The sequence below is a fragment of the Limimaricola cinnabarinus genome, from assembly GCF_002723615.1.
Classification (GTDB): Bacteria; Pseudomonadota; Alphaproteobacteria; order Rhodobacterales; family Rhodobacteraceae; genus Limimaricola; species Limimaricola cinnabarinus_B.
This window is the reverse complement of the sequence record NZ_KZ304956.1, coordinates 44,349-62,423: the sequence shown is the minus strand read 5'-3', so window position 1 is coordinate 62,423 and position 18,075 is coordinate 44,349. Positions and strand designations below refer to the sequence as shown.

General features: G+C 68.8%; 16 protein-coding genes. 14 read left to right on the top strand and 2 right to left on the bottom strand.

From position 1 onward, the window contains the following. Positions 1-95 precede the first annotated feature (95 nt). The 4 genes from xylF to CJ301_RS08235 all read left to right on the top strand — a co-directional run bounded on the left by xylF (position 96) and on the right by CJ301_RS08235 (position 4,551). Positions 96-1,127, top strand: coding sequence for a D-xylose ABC transporter substrate-binding protein (gene xylF / locus CJ301_RS08250; RefSeq protein ID WP_099276215.1), 1,032 nt, complete (start codon positions 96-98; stop codon positions 1,125-1,127). Positions 1,128-1,225: 98 nt separating this feature from the next. Beyond that, positions 1,226-2,551, top strand: coding sequence for a sugar ABC transporter permease (locus tag CJ301_RS08245; protein ID WP_099276213.1), 1,326 nt, complete (start codon positions 1,226-1,228; stop codon positions 2,549-2,551). Position 2,552: 1 nt separating this feature from the next. Next, positions 2,553-3,371 (top strand): ATP-binding cassette domain-containing protein, encoded by an 819-nt coding sequence (locus CJ301_RS08240; RefSeq protein ID WP_254050106.1) that lies wholly within the window; start codon positions 2,553-2,555, stop codon positions 3,369-3,371. Between the two features lie 205 nt (positions 3,372-3,576). Beyond that, a complete protein-coding gene (locus tag CJ301_RS08235; protein WP_099276211.1) occupies positions 3,577-4,551 on the top strand; it encodes a hypothetical protein in 975 nt (324 codons plus the stop codon). A gap of 4 nt (positions 4,552-4,555) precedes the next feature. Here CJ301_RS08235 and CJ301_RS08230 read toward each other — a convergent pair whose 3' ends face one another. Together CJ301_RS08230 and CJ301_RS08225 are read right to left on the bottom strand one after the other, a co-directional pair. Then, positions 4,556-5,272 (bottom strand): endonuclease/exonuclease/phosphatase family protein, encoded by a 717-nt coding sequence (locus tag CJ301_RS08230; RefSeq protein WP_099276209.1) that lies wholly within the window; start codon positions 5,270-5,272, stop codon positions 4,556-4,558. Between the two features lie 49 nt (positions 5,273-5,321). Then, positions 5,322-6,710 carry a phospholipase D-like domain-containing protein gene (locus CJ301_RS08225; RefSeq protein ID WP_254050105.1) on the bottom strand — a complete coding sequence of 463 codons (1,389 nt, stop codon included), beginning with the start codon at positions 6,708-6,710 and terminating at the stop codon, positions 5,322-5,324. A 168-nt stretch (positions 6,711-6,878) separates the two neighbouring features. On the opposite strand from CJ301_RS08225, the gene CJ301_RS08220 reads away from it, so the two are divergent. The 10 genes from CJ301_RS08220 to CJ301_RS08175 all read left to right on the top strand — a co-directional run bounded on the left by CJ301_RS08220 (position 6,879) and on the right by CJ301_RS08175 (position 18,075). Beyond that, positions 6,879-7,913 carry an LLM class flavin-dependent oxidoreductase gene (locus CJ301_RS08220; RefSeq protein WP_099276207.1) on the top strand — a complete coding sequence of 345 codons (1,035 nt, stop codon included), beginning with the start codon at positions 6,879-6,881 and terminating at the stop codon, positions 7,911-7,913. Next, a complete protein-coding gene (locus tag CJ301_RS08215) occupies positions 7,913-8,371 on the top strand; it encodes a metallophosphoesterase family protein (RefSeq protein WP_099276205.1) in 459 nt (152 codons plus the stop codon). The genes CJ301_RS08220 and CJ301_RS08215 overlap by 1 nt, the downstream gene beginning before the upstream one ends. Positions 8,372-8,489: 118 nt before the next feature. Next, a complete protein-coding gene (locus tag CJ301_RS08210) occupies positions 8,490-9,548 on the top strand; it encodes a C4-dicarboxylate TRAP transporter substrate-binding protein (RefSeq protein ID WP_099276203.1) in 1,059 nt (352 codons plus the stop codon). A 112-nt stretch (positions 9,549-9,660) separates the two neighbouring features. Next, positions 9,661-10,182: a TRAP transporter small permease gene (locus CJ301_RS08205; RefSeq protein ID WP_099276201.1), complete on the top strand. Its 522-nt coding sequence runs from the start codon at positions 9,661-9,663 to the stop codon at positions 10,180-10,182. A gap of 4 nt (positions 10,183-10,186) precedes the next feature. Continuing rightward, positions 10,187-11,524, top strand: a complete 1,338-nt coding sequence (locus CJ301_RS08200; RefSeq protein WP_099276199.1) for a TRAP transporter large permease — start codon at positions 10,187-10,189, stop codon at positions 11,522-11,524. 8 nt (positions 11,525-11,532) lie between these two features. Beyond that, entirely contained in the window at positions 11,533-12,345 is an 813-nt protein-coding gene (locus tag CJ301_RS08195; protein WP_099276197.1) for an IclR family transcriptional regulator, read from the top strand. A gap of 103 nt (positions 12,346-12,448) precedes the next feature. Next, positions 12,449-14,536 carry a 3-hydroxyacyl-CoA dehydrogenase NAD-binding domain-containing protein gene (locus CJ301_RS08190; protein ID WP_173812337.1) on the top strand — a complete coding sequence of 696 codons (2,088 nt, stop codon included), beginning with the start codon at positions 12,449-12,451 and terminating at the stop codon, positions 14,534-14,536. Between the two features lie 14 nt (positions 14,537-14,550). Continuing rightward, a complete protein-coding gene (locus tag CJ301_RS08185; RefSeq protein ID WP_099276193.1) occupies positions 14,551-15,726 on the top strand; it encodes an acetyl-CoA C-acyltransferase in 1,176 nt (391 codons plus the stop codon). 14 nt (positions 15,727-15,740) lie between these two features. Continuing rightward, a complete protein-coding gene (locus CJ301_RS08180; RefSeq protein ID WP_099276191.1) occupies positions 15,741-16,937 on the top strand; it encodes an acyl-CoA dehydrogenase family protein in 1,197 nt (398 codons plus the stop codon). Between the two features lie 13 nt (positions 16,938-16,950). Further along, entirely contained in the window at positions 16,951-18,075 is a 1,125-nt protein-coding gene (locus CJ301_RS08175; protein ID WP_099276189.1) for an acyl-CoA dehydrogenase family protein, read from the top strand.

Genomic DNA, 18,075 nt, shown 5'->3' with positions numbered 1-18,075 from the left:
TGACAGAAAAAGTAATTGTGGCATTGTGCCGGGCAACCGGCTTCTCATGGGGCCGGCATCCCGGTGGGACGGGAGCCATGTTAGGGAGGAAATACATGCGCAACGCAATTCTGGCCGCCGTCGCCCTGACGGCAGGCTTCAGCACGACCGCCTTCGCCCAGGACGAGGGGCTGACCGTCGGCGTCAGCTGGTCCAACTTCCAGGAGGAGCGCTGGAAGACCGACGAGGCCGCGATCAAGGCGGCGCTCGAAGAGGCCGGCGCGGAATATGTCTCGGCGGACGCGCAATCGTCCTCCTCCAAGCAGCTTTCGGATGTCGAGAGCCTGATCGCGCAGGGTGTCGATGCGCTGATCATCCTCGCGCAGGACACGCAGGCCATCGGCCCGGCCGTGGACGCCGCCTTCAACGAGGGCATCCCGGTCATCGCCTATGACCGTCTGATCGAGGACGACCGTGCCTTCTATCTCACCTTCGACAATGTCGAGGTGGGCCGGATGCAGGCCCGCGCCGTGCTCGAGGCCGCACCCGAGGGCAACTACGTGATGATCAAGGGCTCGCCCACCGATCCCAATGCCGACTTCCTGCGCGGCGGCCAGCAGGAGGTGCTGCAGGAGGCGATCGACGAAGGCCGGATCACCATCGTCGGCGAGGCCTATACCGATGGCTGGCTGCCCGCCAACGCCCAGCGCAACATGGAGCAGATCCTGACCGCGCAGGACAACCAGGTCGACGCGGTCGTCGCCTCGAATGACGGCACGGCGGGCGGCGCGGTGGCGGCGCTCACCGCGCAGGGCATGGACGGCATCCCGGTCTCGGGCCAGGACGCCGATCACGCCGCGCTCAACCGCGTGGCGCAGGGCACCCAGACCGTGAGCGTCTGGAAGGACAGCCGCGAGCTGGGCCGCGAGGCGGGCGAGATCGCGATCGAGCTGGCCTCGGGCACCGAGATGAGCGCGATCGAGGGCGCGGAGGAATGGACCTCGCCCGCGGGCACCACGCTCACCGCGAAGTTCCTCGATCCGGTCCCGGTGACGATCGAGAATCTCGACGCGGTGGTCGATGCCGGCTGGATCGACCAGGAAACGCTCTGCCAGGGCGTCTCGGGCGACGTCGCCGCCTGCAACTGACGCCTGACGCCCCCGGCCCGGCGGACCGGGCCGGGGGCTCACGCCCGATATCGCGCGCTCCCCCGCGCCAAACCTCTCCGTTCAGGAGCACCCCCGAAATGTCCAATACCGACAGCGTCCCCAACGCCGCCCCCCCGGAGGGCCGGCCGGCGGACAAGGCGCCCGCGCGCTCATTCCTCAACCAGCTGGAGCTCGACCTGCGCCTTCTGGGCATGGTCGGCGCCTTCATCGCCGTCTGCGTCGTGTTCAACCTGCTGACCGATGGCCGCTTTCTCACCCCGCGCAACATCTTCAACCTGTCGATCCAGACGGTCTCGGTGGCGATCATGGCGACCGGCATGGTGTTCATCATCGTCACCCGCCACATCGACCTTTCCGTGGGCGCACTGCTGGCGACCGCCTCTGCCGTCATGGCGATGATGCAGACCCGCTGGCTGCCCGACACGCTCGGCCTGCCGCTGGGCCATGCCGCGCTGCCGTGGCTGGCGATCCTCGCGGGCCTCGTCACCGGTGCGGTGATCGGCGCGTTCCAGGGCTGGCTGGTGGGCTATCTCACCATTCCCGCCTTCATCGTGACGCTGGGCGGGTTGCTGATCTGGCGCAATGTCGGCTGGTACATCACCTCGGGCCAGACCATCGGCCCGCTCGACGAGACCTTTCAGGCCTTCGGCGGCATCAACGGCACGCTGGGCGCGCAGTGGAGCTGGATCTTCGGCCTCGTCGCCGCCGGTATCGCGGTGCTGGCGCTGGTCTCGGCGCGGCGCAACAAGATCGGCCATGGCTTTCCGGTCAAGCCGGTCTGGGCCGAGGCGGTGGTCATCGGCATCATCGTCGCCGCGATCCTCGGCTTCGTGGCGGTTCTGAACGCTTACGAGATCCCGAGCCGGGTGCTGGCGCGCGATTTCGCGGCGCGCGGCGCGGAGATGCCCGAGGGCTATAGCGCCGCCTACGGCATTCCCTATTCGGTGCTGCTGCTGATCGCGGTGGCGGTGGTGATGACCGTGATCGCCCGCAAGACGCGGCTGGGGCGCTACATCTTCGCCACCGGCGGCAACCCCGACGCCGCCGAATTGTCGGGCATCAACACCCGGCTGCTGACGGTCAAGGTCTTCTCGATCATGGGCATCCTCGTGGCGATCTCGGCGGTGGTCGCCTCGGCCCGGCTGACCAACCACTCCAACGACATCGGCACGCTCGACGAGCTGCGCGTCATCGCCGCGGCGGTGATCGGCGGCACCGCGCTTTCGGGCGGGATCGGCACGATCTACGGCGCGATCCTCGGCGCGCTGATCATGCAGTCGCTGCAATCGGGCATGGCGATGGTCGGGGTGGATGCGCCCTTGCAGAACATCGTCGTCGGGACCGTGCTCGTGGCCGCCGTGCTGATCGACATCATCTATCGCCGCCGCGTCGGAGGGAAGTGAGATGACCATGACCGAAACCGCGAAGGCGGACCCGCGCGCCTCTGGCACCGTTGATCCGCGCGCCTCCGGCGCGAAGCCATTAGTGGAACTCAAGGACATCCGCATCGCCTTCGGCGGGGTGCAGGCGGTCGACGGCGTGTCGCTCGATCTCTACCCGGGCGAGGTCGTGGGTCTTCTGGGCCATAACGGTGCGGGCAAGTCGACGCTGATCAAGATCCTCTCGGGCGCCTACAAGGCGGATTCGGGCGAGATCCGCATCAATGGCGAGAAGGCCACGATCAACTCGCCCCGCGACGCGCGGCGCTACAACATCGAGACAATCTACCAGACCCTCGCGCTGGCCGACAATCTCGACGCCGCCTCGAACCTGTTTCTCGGCCGCGAGATCACCACGAGGGCGGGCTTCGTCGACGACGCGCGTCAGGAGGCCGAGACGCGCAAGATCATGGCGCGGCTCAACCCCAATTTCCGCAAGCTCTCCGAGCCGGTCTCGGCGCTGTCGGGCGGGCAGAGGCAGTCGGTCGCCATCGCCCGGGCGGTGTACTTCAATGCCCGCATCCTGATCATGGATGAGCCCACAGCCGCGCTCGGCGTGCATGAGACGGCGATGGTGGCGGATCTGATCAAGGAGCTGAAGGCGCAGGGGCTCGGCATCTTCCTCATTTCCCACGACACGCGCGAGATGATGGATCTGTGCGACCGGGTCTCGGTGATGAAGAACGGCCAGCTGGTGGGCACCGAGCGGGTCGAGGACGTGACCGAGGATGACATCCTGTCGATGATCATCATGGGCAAGAACCCCAAGCGCGAGCCGGCCTGAGCCACACCGGCCCTGCGATGCCTTCCACCGGCCGTCCCTTTCGCGGGAACGGCCGGTTTTTCTTTTGCTTCCAAATCAATGGCCTGCCTTGCGTTCCTTATCTTCGGGCCCGGCCCCCGGCCAAAGCCGCAGCGGAACGTCTTGCCGTCACGGCAAGGGCCGCTAGGGTCTGGCGCGGCGGCGCGCCGCGACCCGAGGAGCCATGATGCAGACCGAACAGTTTCGACAGATCGTCGAGGAGGCGCGCAGCGCGCCCTCCGCGCTCAACACCCAGCCCGCGCGCTGGCGGCTCAAGGGCGACACGATCCTGATCGGCTGCGATCCGGCGGCGACGCTGCCGGTCTCGGACCCGCATGGCATCGCCGCGGGGCTCGCTTGCGGGGCCGCCGCCGAGGCGACCATCCTCGCGCTCTCGGCCCGGCGCATGGGCACGGGCTTTACCGATCTGTGGGCGCAGGACGACCGCGAGACGCTGCCCGGCCTGCGGCTGGCCGCGCGGATCACGCTGGAGGCCGGGACCGACCCCGACCCGCTGGCCAGACAGCTCCCGCTGCGCTTCAGCCATCGCGGCCCCTACGAGCCGGGGCCCGTGGATCTTTATGGCTGGTCGCGCCGGGACGCGATCCTCGTCACCGACGGGACCCGGCGCGACTGGCTCGCCGAGCTGCACGACAAGGCCACGCTGCGGCATCTGCGCCGCGCCGATGCCCGGCGCGAGCTGGTCTCGTGGCTCAGGCTGAGCCCGCGCCATCCGCGCAAGCGCCATGACGGGCTCGACCGGGCCATGCTCGGGCTGAGCCCGCGCGCGGCGGCCGAGGCGCGGCTGGTGCTGGGGCCGCTCTGGCGCCCGGCCGAGATGCTGGGGCTGATCGAGCGGCTGGCCGGCGAATCCGCGCAGACCCGCAGCAGCGCCGTTGTGGCGCTGTTCCACCGCCCGGCGAGCGACAGCCCCGTCGCCGCGGGGCGGCCCTATCTGCGGCTGCTGCTGGAGGCCTCGAAGCTGGGGCTCGCCGCCTGGCCCATGGGGGTGCTGACCGCCGATGCGCAGGCGCGGACGGAGATCTCGCAGCGCGTCGGGCTGGGGGATGACCGGCGGCTGATGCAGGTGATCCGGCTCGGCCCGATCGGCGCGCGGCCCGAAGCCCGCGCCCGCCGCCCGCTTTCGGAGCTGATCGTCTGAGGCCTCAGTCGTGGTGCAGGTCGGCCCAGATCGGCAGGTGATCGCTCGCCGCCGGGGCGGGCTGCGCGTGCCAGACGCCGCTTTCCTCGATCACCAGCCCCGGCCCGGTGGCGATCCGGTCCAATGCGGCGACGGGGCGGCGGGCGTGATAGCTGCGCCCCGGCGCGTGGATCTCGAAGCGCTTGGCCAGCCGCCCGAGACCGACCCGTTCGGACCATTCGTTGAGATCGCCGCCCATCACCGTGGGGCGCGGCGGCAGACGGTCGAGCTCGTCGACGATATGGCTCAGCTGCAACCGCCGCGAGCCGCGCAACAGCCCCAGATGCAGCCCGCCCACCCGCAGCGGCCCGGTGGGCGTGTCGAGATCGGCGAAGATCGCGCCGCGCGGCTCGAAGCCCGGCAGCACCATCCGGTGCAGCGCGCCGATGCCGATCCCCTCGCGCACCAGCATCGCGTTGCCGTGCCAGCCGAGGCTCTTGGCCGATTGGCCGAAATCGACGACCTGCAGGCCTTCGAGATGCGCAAGCTCGGTCAGCGGCAGCGCCGTGGGCCGCGCGCCGAGCCGCAGATCCGCCTCCTGCAGCACGACGATGTCGGGCTCCATCGCGGCGATCACGTTGCAGATCCGGCCCGGGTTGCGCCGCCGGTCGGTGCCGAGCGCCTTGCGGATGTTGTAGCTCACCAGCCGCAGCCGTCCGGGGCGAAGATGGGGATCGGTCATGTCGTCCTCACAGACTCGGGCTCACAGGGTCGGGCTCACGGATACGGGCTCACAGCATCGGCGCGCCGAGGCGAAACACCCCCTCGGCCAGGCGGCGGCCCAGCCGGGGGCGGCGCACGCCCTCGCGGCACAGCGCGGTCTCGGCGGCGAACCAGTCGGCCAGAAGCGCCACCGAGGGCGCGTCGTAGACGAAGACCGCCACCTCGAAATTCAGGAGCATGGAGCGCACGTCGAAATTGGCCGAGCCGGCCCAGGCGGCGTCGTCGATCACCCCCATCTTGGCATGGTTCATCTGGCGCGGCAGCTGCAACACCCGACCGCCCGCCTCGTCGAGCGCGCGCAGATAGGCGCCGCGTGCGAAATCGGCGATGCGCTGGTTGGAGCGGGCGGGGACCATCACCCGGACATCGACCCCGCGCCGCGCCGCGGTGCACAGCGCCGCGTTCAGGGGCTCGGTCGGCAGATAGTAGGGCGTGGCGATCCAGACCCGGCGCGTGGCGGCGTGGATCATCTGCACCAGCACGTCGTGCAGCGGGTCGAGATGGGTGTCGGGCCCCGACGGGACGACCTGCACCGTGGCCGCGCCGGGCCGCGCCTCGACATGCAGCTCGGGCAGCGGCTCGGTCTCGCCCTCGGCGGTGCCCCAATCGGCGCGGAACAGGTCCCACAGCACCTCGACCGCGGGGCCCTGCAGCGTGAAGGAGAGGTCGCGCCACAGCTCGGGGTGGCCCTTCTCGTGGCGCATATGCGGCGGAAAACCCATGTATTCGCAGCCGACATTGCGCCCGCCGGTCCAGGCGCGGGCGCGGTCGGCGATAATCATCTTGCGATGGTTGCGCAGGTTCATGTGGCCCTTAAGCGGCCAGTTGAGAAAGGGCTGGTGCCAGCGCAGCTCGCCGCCCGCCGCCTCGAACCGCTCCAGCGCCGCGCGCGGGCACCAAAAGCCCCCCAGCCGGTCGATGATCAGCCGCACCTGCACGCCCGCCGCGACCCGCGCGGTCAGCAGATCGACGAAATCGCGCCCCACCGCGTCGTCATGGATGAGGTAGAAGGTGATGTCGAGCTCGTGGCGCGCGCTCTCGACCATCTCGCGCATCGCCTCGCGGGCATGGCGCGCGTCGCGGTGCAGCTCGATGAGATTGCCCCGGCTCGCCGCCGGAACGCCGTAGGCGCGAAACGCCTCCGCGGGCCCGAGCGCGGGATCGGCGGGCGCGTCGCCGGGGGGCGTGGAAAAGCGGATCGTCGGGTGGCGGTCGCTCTGCTTGCGAAAGCCGAGCGCGAAGAACAGCGGGATCGCGGCCCATGGCAGCAGGATGATCGCGAGGATCCAGGCCGCCGCCGATTGCGGCGTGCGCCTTTGCTGCAGCAGCATCACCGTGGCGAGAAGCGCAAGCCCGATGCCCAGGAGGGTCAGGAAAAAGGTGTCATAGGTAAACAAGCGCCGCGCATCCCCGGTGTCTGACCCAGATGTGATCGAAACGCCGGAATGGTGCAACGAAGTTCCACGCCGGCGCGGATGGCGCACAGGGTTTGCGCGGCCATGGCTGTTGGACCGGCGCGGGCGCGCCGCTAGCTGCATGGCACCGCAGCTTGGGGGAAGAACATCATGGAACTGGGCCTTTATACATTCGGCGACGTGGGCACCGATCCGGTCAGCGGCGCGGCGGTCGATCCCGCCTTGCGGCTGCGCCAGCTCATCGAGGAGATCGCGCTGGCCGACGAGGTCGGGCTCGACGTGTTCGGGCTGGGCGAACATCACCGCCCCGACTACGCCGTCTCGGCCCCCGCCGTGGCGCTGGCCGCCGCTGCCGGGCGGACCTCGCGCATCAAGCTTTCGAGCGCGGTGACGGTGCTGTCCTCGGACGATCCGATCCGCGTGTTCCAACAATTCGCCACGCTCGACAACCTGACCGATGGGCGGGCCGAGATCATCGCCGGGCGCGGCTCCTTCATCGAGAGCTTTCCGCTCTTCGGCCACGACCTCGAGGATTACGAGGACCTGTTCGAGGAAAAGCTCCAGCTTCTGATGGCGCTGAACGAGGGCGAGGCGATCCGCTGGCCGGGCAGCACCCATACCCATGCCATTCCCGGCCGCGGCGTCTATCCGCGCCCGGTGCAGGAGACGCTGCCGATCTGGCGCGCGGTCGGCGGCTCGCCGCAATCGGTAGCGCGGGCAGGCGCGCTGGGCCTGCCCATGGCGCTCGCCATCATCGGCGGGCAGCCCGCGCGCTTCGCGCCGCTCTTCGACCTCTATCGCAAGAGCGCGGCGCAGGCGGGGCATGACGCCGATGCGCTCAAGACCTCGCTCAACGTGCATGGTTTCGTCGCCGAGACGAGCCAGCAGGCCGCCGACATCATCTACCCCGCGCAGGCCGAGGTGATGAACCGGATCGGGCGCGAGCGCGGCTGGGGGCCGACCGATCGCGCGCAGTTCGACGCGGCGCGCGGGCCGGATGGCGCGCAATTCGTCGGCAGCCCGGCGGAGCTGGTCGACAAGATCCTGAAGATGCACGAGCTGTTCGGCTTCGACCGGATGCTGATCCAGATGGCGATCGGGGTCTATGACCACGCGCAGCTGATGAAGGCGATCGAGCTTCTGGGCACGCGCGTCGCGCCCGAGCTGCGCCGGGCCGTGGGCTGATGCGCATCGGCGTCATCTCCGACACGCATGGGCTCTTGCGGCCCGAGGCCTGCGCCGCGCTGGCCGGGGCGGACCACATCCTGCATGGCGGCGATATCGGGCGCGAGGAGATCGTGCCCGCGCTGGAGCGGATCGCCCCGGTGACGGCGATAAGGGGCAATGTCGACACCGCGCCATGGGCCGGGCGATTCCCCGAGACGGTCGAGATCGAGCTGGGGGGTGCATGGATTCACATGCGCCACGACCGCAAGACGCTCGATTTCGACCCCGCAGCGCGCGGGATCGACGTGGTGATCAGCGGACATTCGCACAAACCCCTGATCGAGCGGATCGGGAGCGTGCTCTATCTCAACCCCGGCGCCGCCGGGCCGAGACGCTTCAAGCTGCCGATAACATGGGCCTTGCTGCATCTGGGCGAGGGCGAGGCGCGGGCCGGGATCGTCGATCTTCTCGACTGACCGGCAAGGATGCCGCAGCGCGGCGTACGCGACGGGTTGCCAAGGGGAGGGGCGCTGCCATAGGTTTCAGCTAGTAGAATACAATTCCGCTATGCGAAACTTCAGGGAGGAGACTGAAATGACGCGATTTCTGAAGGCGGCGCTCGCCTCGACGATTCTCGCCGGTGCCACGCTCGGCTCCATCGCCCATGCCGAAACCACGCTGTTCTTCGGCGAGGCCGGGCCCAACCGCGGCGCCCGCGCCGAGGCGCTCAACTGGTTCGTCGACGACGTGAAGACCCGCACCGATGGCGAGCTGAACTTCGACATCCAGTGGGGCGGTGCGCTGTTCAAGGCCAACGCCGCGGCGCAGGCCGTGGCCGACGGCGTGGCCGATGCCGGAACCATCATCGGCGTCTATTTCCCGCAGGAGATGGTCGCCTACGGCATCGCCGACCTGCCGGTGCAGAACCCCGACCCCTGGGTCGGCATGAAGGCCACCGACGAGCTGATGCGCAGCTCCGAGGCGATCAAGGCCAACCTCGCCGACCAGAACCTCGTCTATCTGGGGACCTACACCACCTCGGCGGTGCATATCGGCTGCAAGGGCACGGCGATCCGCACGGTCGAGGATATCGACGGGCTCAAGGTCCGCGGCGTCGGCGCCTATGGCAAGACCTTCGCCGATTTCGGCGCGAACCTCGTCAACATGTCGATCTACGACGCCTATCAGGGCCTCGATTCCGGCCTGCTCGACTGCTCTCAGGGCTATTCCTACGCCGTGGGCGCGCTCAACCAGCAGGAGGTCATGGACAGCTACACCATGCTGAACTGGGGCCAGGTCGGCGCGCTGGGCATCTTCATGAACAAGGACGCCTACGACTCGCTGCCCGAAGACCAGCAGCAGGCGTTGATGGAAGCGGGCAAGGGGCTGTCGGACGAGTTCGGCCGGCTGGTGAGCGCCGACAACGAGGCCGCGCTCGAGAAGATGCGCGAGGCGGGCGTCGAGATCATCGAGCTGCCCGACGAGGAGCGCGCCAAGCTCGTGGAGAAGGGCAACACCTATCTCGAAGAGTGGAAGGCGCAAGCCGATGCCGCCGGCCTCGACGGCGCGGCGCTGCTCGACGAGTATCGCGGCCTGATCGAGAAGTATCAGGGCATCCGCGACGACGAGGGCTACCCCTGGGAGCGCGGCTGAAGAACCGCGCCACGGGGGGCGGGACGGCGCGCGCAACCCGCGCCGTCCCCCCTCGCATCACGACAAGATCTGAAACGAGACGACGGGGGCGCGCCCCCGGCCGGGAGGGGCGATGCTGACCCGTATCGAGAGTTTCCTGCTCAACCTCGCCGCCGCGGCGATCATCGGGCTAGGGCTTCTGATCACCACCAGCGTGGTTCTGCGCGCGACGCTGAACTCGGGCATTCCCGACACGATCAACATGGTGGGCGAGCTGATGGTGGCCGCGATCGTGCTGCCGCTCGCCGCCACCGCCGCCGCGCGCGGCAACATCGTGGTCGAGGTGCTCTCCGAGCGGCTGCCCGCGCGCACCCAGGACTGGCTGGTGGTGCTGGGCTCCTTCGTGGGGCTCCTGGCGCTGGCGCCGCTGATCTGGGCGGGCTGGAAGGAGGCCGTGCACACCATCGAGAGCGGCAGCTACTTCTTCGGCCAGCTCTCCTTGCCGAAATGGCCGGGCCGGGTGATCTTTCTCTTCGGGGTGAGCTTCTGCTGGCTGCGCCTGGCGTTGCAGATGGTGGGTGACATCCGCACCATCCGCTCGGGCGGCCGCATCCTCACCGATCCCTCCAAGCACAACCCGCACGAAGAGGTCTGAGACCATGGACGGCACTCTCATCGGCCTCGTGGCCTTCGCCGCGGTGCTCGGGCTTCTGGCGCTGCGCGTGCCGATCGCCTTCGCGCTCGCCGCGATCGCGACCATCGGCACCTTCGTCATCTTCGCCTTCCGCACCGGCGCCTTCGCGCCCGAGCGGGCGATCCGCCCGACCACCTCGCTGGTCTTCTCCAACAGCTTCGATCTCATCCACAGCTACGACCTGTCGATGATCCCGCTCTTCGTGGCGCTGGGCCATATCGCCTACCGCGCCGACATCACCACCAAGATCTACCACGCCGCCCGCGTCTGGCTGGCGCGCGTGCCGGGCGGCGTCGCCATGGCCTCGGTGGTGGGCTGCGGCGGCTTCTCGGCGATCACCGGCTCGTCGATCGCCTGCGCCTCGACCATGGGCCGGATCTGCACGCCCGAAATGCTCTCGGTCGGCTATGACAAGCGCCTCGCCACCGCCAGCGTCGCGGCGGGCGGCACGCTGGGCTCGCTCATCCCGCCCTCGGTGCTGTTCATCATCTACGGCATCTTCACCGAGACCTCGATCAGCCAGCTCTTTCTCGCCGGCATCCTGCCGGGGCTGATCTCGCTCTTGGGCTTTTTGCTCGTCATCCTGATCTGGGTGAAGCGCGACCCCGATGTCGCGCCCGCCTTCACCGGCACCATCTCCATGGCCGACCGCGGCCGCGCCGCGCTCGAAGCCTGGCCCGCCGTGCTCCTCTTCGTGATCATCGTCGGCGGCATCTATGGCGGCATCTTCACCGCCACCGAAGCCGCCGCCGTCTGCGTCTCCGCAGCCGCTCTGATCGGCCTTCTGCAACGCAAGCTGACCTTGCGCGGCATCTGGGAGAGCTTGCGCGAGACGGCGATCCAGACCACCTCCATCTTCCTGATCGCGGCGGGGGCCAAGATCTTCGTGGCCTTCATCGCGCTGACCGGCGTGGCGCCCGACATCGTCGAGGCGGTGACCGCGGCCGAACTGTCGCCCATCGTGCTGATGGCGGCGATCGCGGCGATCTATCTCGCGCTGGGCATGTTCCTCGACCCGATCGGCATCATGGTGCTGACCCTGCCGCTGATGATCCCGCTGATCGAGACCTATGGCTTCGACCTGATCTGGTTCGGCGTGGTGGTCATCAAGCTTCTGGAGATCGGCCTGATCACGCCCCCCGTCGGCCTCAACGTCTTCGTCATCGCGGGCGTGGTCGGGCGCGAGGTGCCGATCGACCGGATCTTTGCGGGCATCGCGCGCTTCCTGTCGGTGGACGTCCTCGTGCTGATCCTCATTATGGCGGTCCCGGCGCTGTCGCTGGTCATTCCCTATTCGATGTGAGGCGTCCCATGAAGATCACCGACGAAAGCCAGGACCGCCGCTTCGCCACCACCCTGGCGCGGGGCCTGTCGGTGCTGCGCGCCTTCCGCCCCTCGGATGACGGGCTGGGCAATGCCGAGATCTCCGAGCGCACCGGCCTGCCCAAATCGACCGTCTCGCGGCTGACCTTCACGCTGCAGAGCCTTGGCTACCTGACCCATGCCCGCCGCCACGACCGCTACCGCCCCGGGCCGGCGCTGCTGGCGCTGGGCAACGTGGCGAGCGCGTCGATCTCCTTCGTGGAGCTGTCGGGGCCGATCATGCAGCGCGTGGCCGACGAGACCGGCACGCTGGCGCTCCTGTCGGTGCGCGACCGGGGCCGGGTGCTGATCACCAAGACATGGCGGCCGCAGGAGGTTTCCTCGATCTGGCTGGAGGTGGGCCACAGGCTGCCCTTCAAGGGGTCGAGCTCGGGCCATGCGATGCTGGCGGCGCTGTCCGAGGAGGGCTTCACGGAGGCGGTGGCCGATGCGCAGGGGCATCGCGGCCTCGACGAGCAGAACGCCCGCGAAGCCCGGCGCGCCGCCTATACGCAGCTCGTCACCGAAGGTTTCGTGATCGCCGACCCGGCGGCCTATTTCGCCTCGAACATCCACGCCGTCTCGGTGCCGTTCCAGTCGCGCGACCTGAGCGAGCCGGTCATCTTCACCTGCGGCGCCATGCCCAAGGATCTGAGTATGGAGCGGATGCAGACCGAGGTCGGCCCGCGGCTGCGCGAGGCGGTGCGCGAGCTGGAGCGGATCATGGGGCAGGGGGCGTTTCTCACCCGTCATGATATATGAATGCGCCAAAACGACCTTGATAATTCCGCATGTCGGAATTATGGTTTGCATGTTGAAATAAGCGGTGCCGATGGATAGGTTGGCACCGGAGAAGGAGGACCACATGGCAGGTACAGTGCATTTCGAGAGCCGCGGCCGGATCGCGGTCATCACGGTGGATCATGCGCCGGTGAACGCGCTGGGCCGCGACGTGCGGGCCGGGCTGGTGGAGGCGATCGAGCGCTTCGAGGCCGACGCCGCCGAGATCGCGGTGATCCACGGCGCGGGGCGGCTCTTCATCGGCGGCGCCGACATCTCCGAATTCGGCAAGCCGCCGCAGGCGCCCTTCCTGCCCGACGTGGTCAACCGGATCGAGGCCTGCACCAAGCCCGTGGTCGCCGCGATCCACGGCGCGGCGCTGGGCGGCGGGCTGGAGATCGCGCTCGGCGCGCATTACCGCGTCGCCGTTCCGGGCGCGCAGCTCGGCCTGCCCGAGACCAAGCTCGGCGTGATCCCCGGCGCGGGCGGCACGCAGCGCGCGCCGCGTCTCGTCGGCGCGGAGGCCGCGATCGAGATGGCGACCACCGGCACGCCGGTTCCGGCCCAGAAGGCCGTCGAGCTGGGGCTCGTGGACCGTCTGGGCGAGGGCGAGGCGCTCGATGCCGGTCTGGCCTATGCCGAGGAATTGCTGAGCCAGGGCGCTGCCCCGCGCCCGGTGCGCGAGATCGCGGCGCCTGCCCATGACGCGCAGATGTTCGAGACCCGCCGCGCCGTTTTGAGGAAGAAGCTGCGCGGCGAGGTGGCCCCGCTGGCCGCGCTCGACGCGATCGAGGCTTCGACGAAGCTGTCCTTCGACGAGGGCCTCGCCGAGGAGCGCCGCCAGTTCATGAAGATGATGGAGACGCCCCAGCGCGCGGGCCTCATCCACGCCTTCTTCATCGAGCGCAAGGTCGCCAAGCTGCCCGAGATCGAGGGCGTGACCCCGCGCGACGTCTCCGCCATCGGCGTGATCGGCGGCGGCACCATGGGGGCGGGCATCGCCACCGCGGCGCTCTTGCGCGGGCTGACCGTGACGCTGGTCGAGCGCGACGACGAGGCCGCAAACCGCGCCCGCGCCACCATCGAGAAGAACCTCGCCGCGGCGGTAAAGCGCGGCAAGCTCAAGGAAGACAAGCGCGATGCGATCCTGTCGGATGCGCTCTCCTGCGTCACCAGCTACGACGCGCTGAGCAACGCCGACGTGATCGTCGAGGCGGTGTTCGAAAGCATGGACGTCAAGAAGGAGGTCTTCGCCGAGCTCGACCGGGTGGCGAAGCAAGGCGCGGTGCTGGCGACCAACACCTCCTATCTCGACATCGACGAGATCGCGCAGGCGACCTCGCGTCCTTCGGACGTGATCGGGCTGCATTTCTTCTCGCCCGCCCATGTGATGAAGCTGCTGGAGATCGTCGTCGCCGACAAGACCGCGCCCGAGGTCACCGCAACCGCCTTCGCGCTTGGCAAGAAGCTCGGCAAGGTCTCGGTGCGCGCGGGCGTCTGCGACGGCTTCATCGGCAACCGCATCCTGTCGCATTACCGCACCGCCGCCGATCACATGATCCTCGACGGCGCGAGCCCCTACCAGATCGACAAGGCCCTTCGCGATTTCGGCTTCCCGATGGGCCCCTACCAGGTGGGCGATCTCGCGGGCCTCGACATCGGCTACATGACGCGCCAGCGCAAGGCCGGTCAACGCCATGAGCGCGACCGCTACCCGGGCTGGGCCGACACGCTCTACGAGATGGGGCGCCTGGGCCAGAAGACGCAGCGCGGCTACTACATCTATGACGAGGAAAGCCCGCGCGGCCGCCCCGACCCGGAGGTCGAGGAGATCATCGCCAAGGAGCGCGAGACGCAGGGCGTCACGCCCCGCGACTTCACCGACGAGGAGATCGTCGAACGCTACATGGCCGCGATGGTCAACGAGAGCGCCCGCGTGGTCGAGGAGGGCATCGCGCAGCGCCCGCTCGATGTCGATGTGACGCTGCTCTACGGCTACGGCTTCCCGCGCCATCGCGGCGGCCCGATGCATTATGCCGACACGGAGGGCCTCGCCACGATCCGCGACCGGATCAGGGGCTACGCCGCCGAGGACGATCATTTCTGGAAGGTCGCGCCGCTGCTCGACCGCCTTGCCGACGAGAATTCCACATTCGCCAGCCTGAACGGCTGAGAGGGAGAGACGACATGACCGACGCCGTCATCGTATCCACCGCCCGCACCCCGATCGGCAAGGCCGCCCGGGGCGCGTTCAACATCACCCATGGCGCCGACATGGCGGGCCACGCCGCCCGCCACGCGGTCGAGCGCGCGGGGCTCGATCCCGCGCTGATCGAGGATGCCATCTTCGGCTGCGGCTACCCGGAATACGTCACGGGGGGCAACATCGCCCGCCAGGCGGTGATCCGCGCCGGCATGCCGGTCTCGATCGCCGCGACCACGGTGAACCGCTTTTGCGCCTCGGGCCTGCAGGCGATCGCCATGGGCGGCCACATGATCAGCCAGGAGGGCGCGAAGGCGATCCTCGTCGGCGGCGTCGAGAGCATCTCGATGGTGCAGCCGCCCGCGCGGCATTCGCGCAACGCGTGGATCGAGGAGCACAAGCCCGAGCTCTACCAGGCGATGATCGAGACCGCCGACACGGTGGCCAAGCGCTACGGCATCTCCCGCGAGGCGCAGGACGAGCTGGCGCTGCAAAGCCAGCAGCGCACGGCCGAGGCGCAGCAGGCCGGGCGCTACGACGCCGAGATCGCGCCGATGGAGGTCACCAAGGCCGTCAAGGACAAGGAGACCGGCGAGGTCTCCCATGTCACCGAGACGATCTCTATGGACGAGTGCAACCGCCCCTCGACCAATCTCGAAGGGCTGCAGAAGCTTCAGCCCGTGCGCGGCGAGGGCAACTTCATCACCGCCGGCAACGCCAGCCAGCTTTCCGACGGCGCCGCCGCGCTCGTGATGATGGACCGCAAGGAGGCCGAGCGCCTCGGGCTCGACATTCTCGGCGCCTTCCGCGGCTTTGCCGTCGCGGGCTGCGAGCCCGACGAGATGGGCATCGGCCCGGTCTTCGCCGTGCCGCGCCTTCTGGAGCGCCAGGGCCTCACCGTCGACGACATCGACCTGTGGGAGCTGAACGAGGCCTTCGCCTCCCAGGCGCTCTACTGCCGCGACACGCTCGGCATCGACAACGACAAGCTCAACGTCTCGGGCGGCTCGATCTCGATCGGCCATCCCTTCGGCATGACCGGCGCGCGGATGACCGGCCACCTGCTGATCGAGGGCCGCCGCCGCGGCGCCAAGCTCGGCGTCGTCACCATGTGCATCGGCGGCGGGCAGGGTGCTGCCGGCCTGTTCGAGATCTACTGAGAAAGGGTGCCGGGATGGACCTGAACTTCACCGAAGAGCAGAAGGCCTTTCGCGCCGAAGTGCGCGGCTTTCTGGAAGAGAAACTGCCGCAGCGCCTCTCGGACAAGGTGCGTCTCGGCCAGCGCCTGACCAAGGAAGATTACGAGGAGTGGCACGCCATCCTCAACGAGAAGGGCTGGCTCGCGGGCAACTGGCCGAAAGAGCATGGCGGCGCGGGCTGGAACGCGGTCGAGCGGCATATCTTCGAGGAGGAGACCACCGCCGCGAGCGCGCCGCGCATCGTGCCCTTCGGCCTCGCCATGCTCGGCCCGGTGCTGCAGAAGTTCGGCTCGAAAGAGCAGCAGCAATACTGGCTGCCGCGCATCCTCGACGGCTCCGACTGGTGGTGCCAGGGCTATTCCGAGCCGGGCGCGGGCTCGGACCTCGCCTCGGTCAAGACCACCGCCGAGCGCGACGGCGACCACTACGTGGTGAACGGGCAGAAGACCTGGACCACGCTGGGCCAATACGCCAACATGATCTTCTGCCTCGTGCGCACCTCCAAGGAGGGCAAGCCGCAGGAGGGGATCTCGTTTCTGCTGATCGACATGGACGATCCGGGCATCACCGTGCGCCCGATCGTGCTGATCGACGGCGAGCCGGAGGTGAACGAGGTCTTCTTCGACAATGTCCGTGTGCCCGCCGAAAATCTCGTCGGCGAGGAGAACAAGGGCTGGACCTATGCCAAGTATCTGCTGACGCATGAGCGCACCAACATCGCCGGTGTGGGCTTTGCCAATGCCGGTCTCGCGAACCTCAAGCGGATCGCCAAGCTGGAGCAGTCGGGCGGCCGCCCGCTGATCGAGGACCCGCTCTTTGCGGCCAAGATCGCCGAGGTCGAGATCGCGCTGATGGCGATGGCGACGACGAACCTGCGGGTGGTCTCGGCCGCCGCGGCGGGGCAGGCGCCCGGCGCCGAAAGCTCGATGCTCAAGGTCAAGGGCACGGTGATCCGCCAGGAGATCAACGCGCTGACCAAGCAGGCGGTCGGGCCATGGGCCATGCCCTTCGTCTCCGAGGCGCTGGAGGCGGGCTCGAACGAGGGGCCGGTCGGGCCGGACTACGCGATGGCCGCGACGCCGCATTACCTGAACAACCGCAAGCTCTCGATCTATGGCGGGTCGAACGAGGTGCAGAAGACGATCATCGCCAAGGCGATCCTGGAACTCTGAGGGAGAGCGGGACATGAACTTCCAACTGACCGAAGAGCGGCAGATGCTGCAGGACGGGCTGCGCCGCTTTCTGGCCGATGCCGTCACCCCCGAGGCGCTCAAGGCCGACGAGGCCGATGGCATCGCGCCCGAGCTGTGGTCCGGGCTCTCCGAGATGGGCGTCGCGGGCGCGCTCTTCACCGAAGAGCAGGGCGGCTTCGGCGGGCGCGGCTTCGACCTGATGACCGTGTTCGAGGAGCTGGGCCGCGCCGCTGCGCCCGCGCCGATGATCGAGATGCTGCTCGCCGGCGGGCTGATCGCCGAGCTGGGCAATGAAGCGCAGCAGGCGCTGATCGAACAGGCGGTCGAGGGCGGCGTGCAGCTGGCCTTCGCGCATGGCGAACCGGCGAGCCGCTACGACATCGACCGCATCGAGACCCGCGCCGAACGCTCGGGCGAGGGCTGGAGCCTCACGGGGCGCAAATCGGTCGTCGTCAACGGCGCGCAGGCCGATCACGTCGTCGTCTCCGCCCGCACATCGGGCGCGCCGGGCGAGCGCGAGGGGATCAGCCTTTTCCTCATGCCCAAGGGCAGCGCGGGCGTCGAGATCCGCGACTACCCGCTGAGCCATGGCGGCCACGCCGCCGAGATGGTGTTCGACGGCGCGGTGCTGCCTTCGGACGCGCTGCTCGGCGAGGAGGGGCAGGCTCATGACGCGATCGAGACCGCGCAGGCCCGCGCCACCGCGGCGCTTTGCGCCGATGCTCTGGGCGCGATGGAGACGGCGCGGGCGCTGACGGGCGATTACCTCAAGACCCGCAAGCAGTTCGGCCAGCCGATCGGCAAGTTCCAGGCGCTGCAGCACCGCGCCGCCGACATGCTGATCGAGATCGAGCAGGCGCGCTCGGCGGTGATCAACCTGTGCGGCCATCTGGAGGCCGAGCGCGACACGCGCGAGATCCACGTCTCGGCGACCAAGCACCTCGTGGGCAAGGCGGCGCGTCTGGTGGCCGAGGAGGCGATCCAGATGCATGGCGGCATCGGCATGACCGAGGAATACGACCTCGGCCGCTTTGCCCGCCGCCTGTCGATGCTCGACCAGCGCTTCGGCGATGCGACCTGGCATCTGGGCCGTTTCGTCCGGCTTCGGGCCGCCTGA

Coding starts and splice junctions, on each gene's coding strand:
- CJ301_RS08175 (WP_099276189.1), top strand. CDS start 16,951: ATGAACTTCCAACTGACCGAAGAGCGGCAGATGCTGCAGGACGGGCTG.
- CJ301_RS08180 (WP_099276191.1), top strand. CDS start 15,741: ATGGACCTGAACTTCACCGAAGAGCAGAAGGCCTTTCGCGCCGAAGTG.
- CJ301_RS08215 (WP_099276205.1), top strand. CDS start 7,913: ATGCGCATCGGCGTCATCTCCGACACGCATGGGCTCTTGCGGCCCGAG.
- CJ301_RS08245 (WP_099276213.1), top strand. CDS start 1,226: ATGTCCAATACCGACAGCGTCCCCAACGCCGCCCCCCCGGAGGGCCGG.
- CJ301_RS08185 (WP_099276193.1), top strand. CDS start 14,551: ATGACCGACGCCGTCATCGTATCCACCGCCCGCACCCCGATCGGCAAG.
- CJ301_RS08195 (WP_099276197.1), top strand. CDS start 11,533: ATGAAGATCACCGACGAAAGCCAGGACCGCCGCTTCGCCACCACCCTG.
- CJ301_RS08220 (WP_099276207.1), top strand. CDS start 6,879: ATGGAACTGGGCCTTTATACATTCGGCGACGTGGGCACCGATCCGGTC.
- CJ301_RS08230 (WP_099276209.1), bottom strand. CDS start 5,272: ATGACCGATCCCCATCTTCGCCCCGGACGGCTGCGGCTGGTGAGCTAC.
- CJ301_RS08205 (WP_099276201.1), top strand. CDS start 9,661: ATGCTGACCCGTATCGAGAGTTTCCTGCTCAACCTCGCCGCCGCGGCG.
- CJ301_RS08190 (WP_173812337.1), top strand. CDS start 12,449: ATGGCAGGTACAGTGCATTTCGAGAGCCGCGGCCGGATCGCGGTCATC.
- CJ301_RS08240 (WP_254050106.1), top strand. CDS start 2,553: ATGACCATGACCGAAACCGCGAAGGCGGACCCGCGCGCCTCTGGCACC.
- CJ301_RS08200 (WP_099276199.1), top strand. CDS start 10,187: ATGGACGGCACTCTCATCGGCCTCGTGGCCTTCGCCGCGGTGCTCGGG.
- xylF (WP_099276215.1), top strand. CDS start 96: ATGCGCAACGCAATTCTGGCCGCCGTCGCCCTGACGGCAGGCTTCAGC.
- CJ301_RS08235 (WP_099276211.1), top strand. CDS start 3,577: ATGCAGACCGAACAGTTTCGACAGATCGTCGAGGAGGCGCGCAGCGCG.
- CJ301_RS08210 (WP_099276203.1), top strand. CDS start 8,490: ATGACGCGATTTCTGAAGGCGGCGCTCGCCTCGACGATTCTCGCCGGT.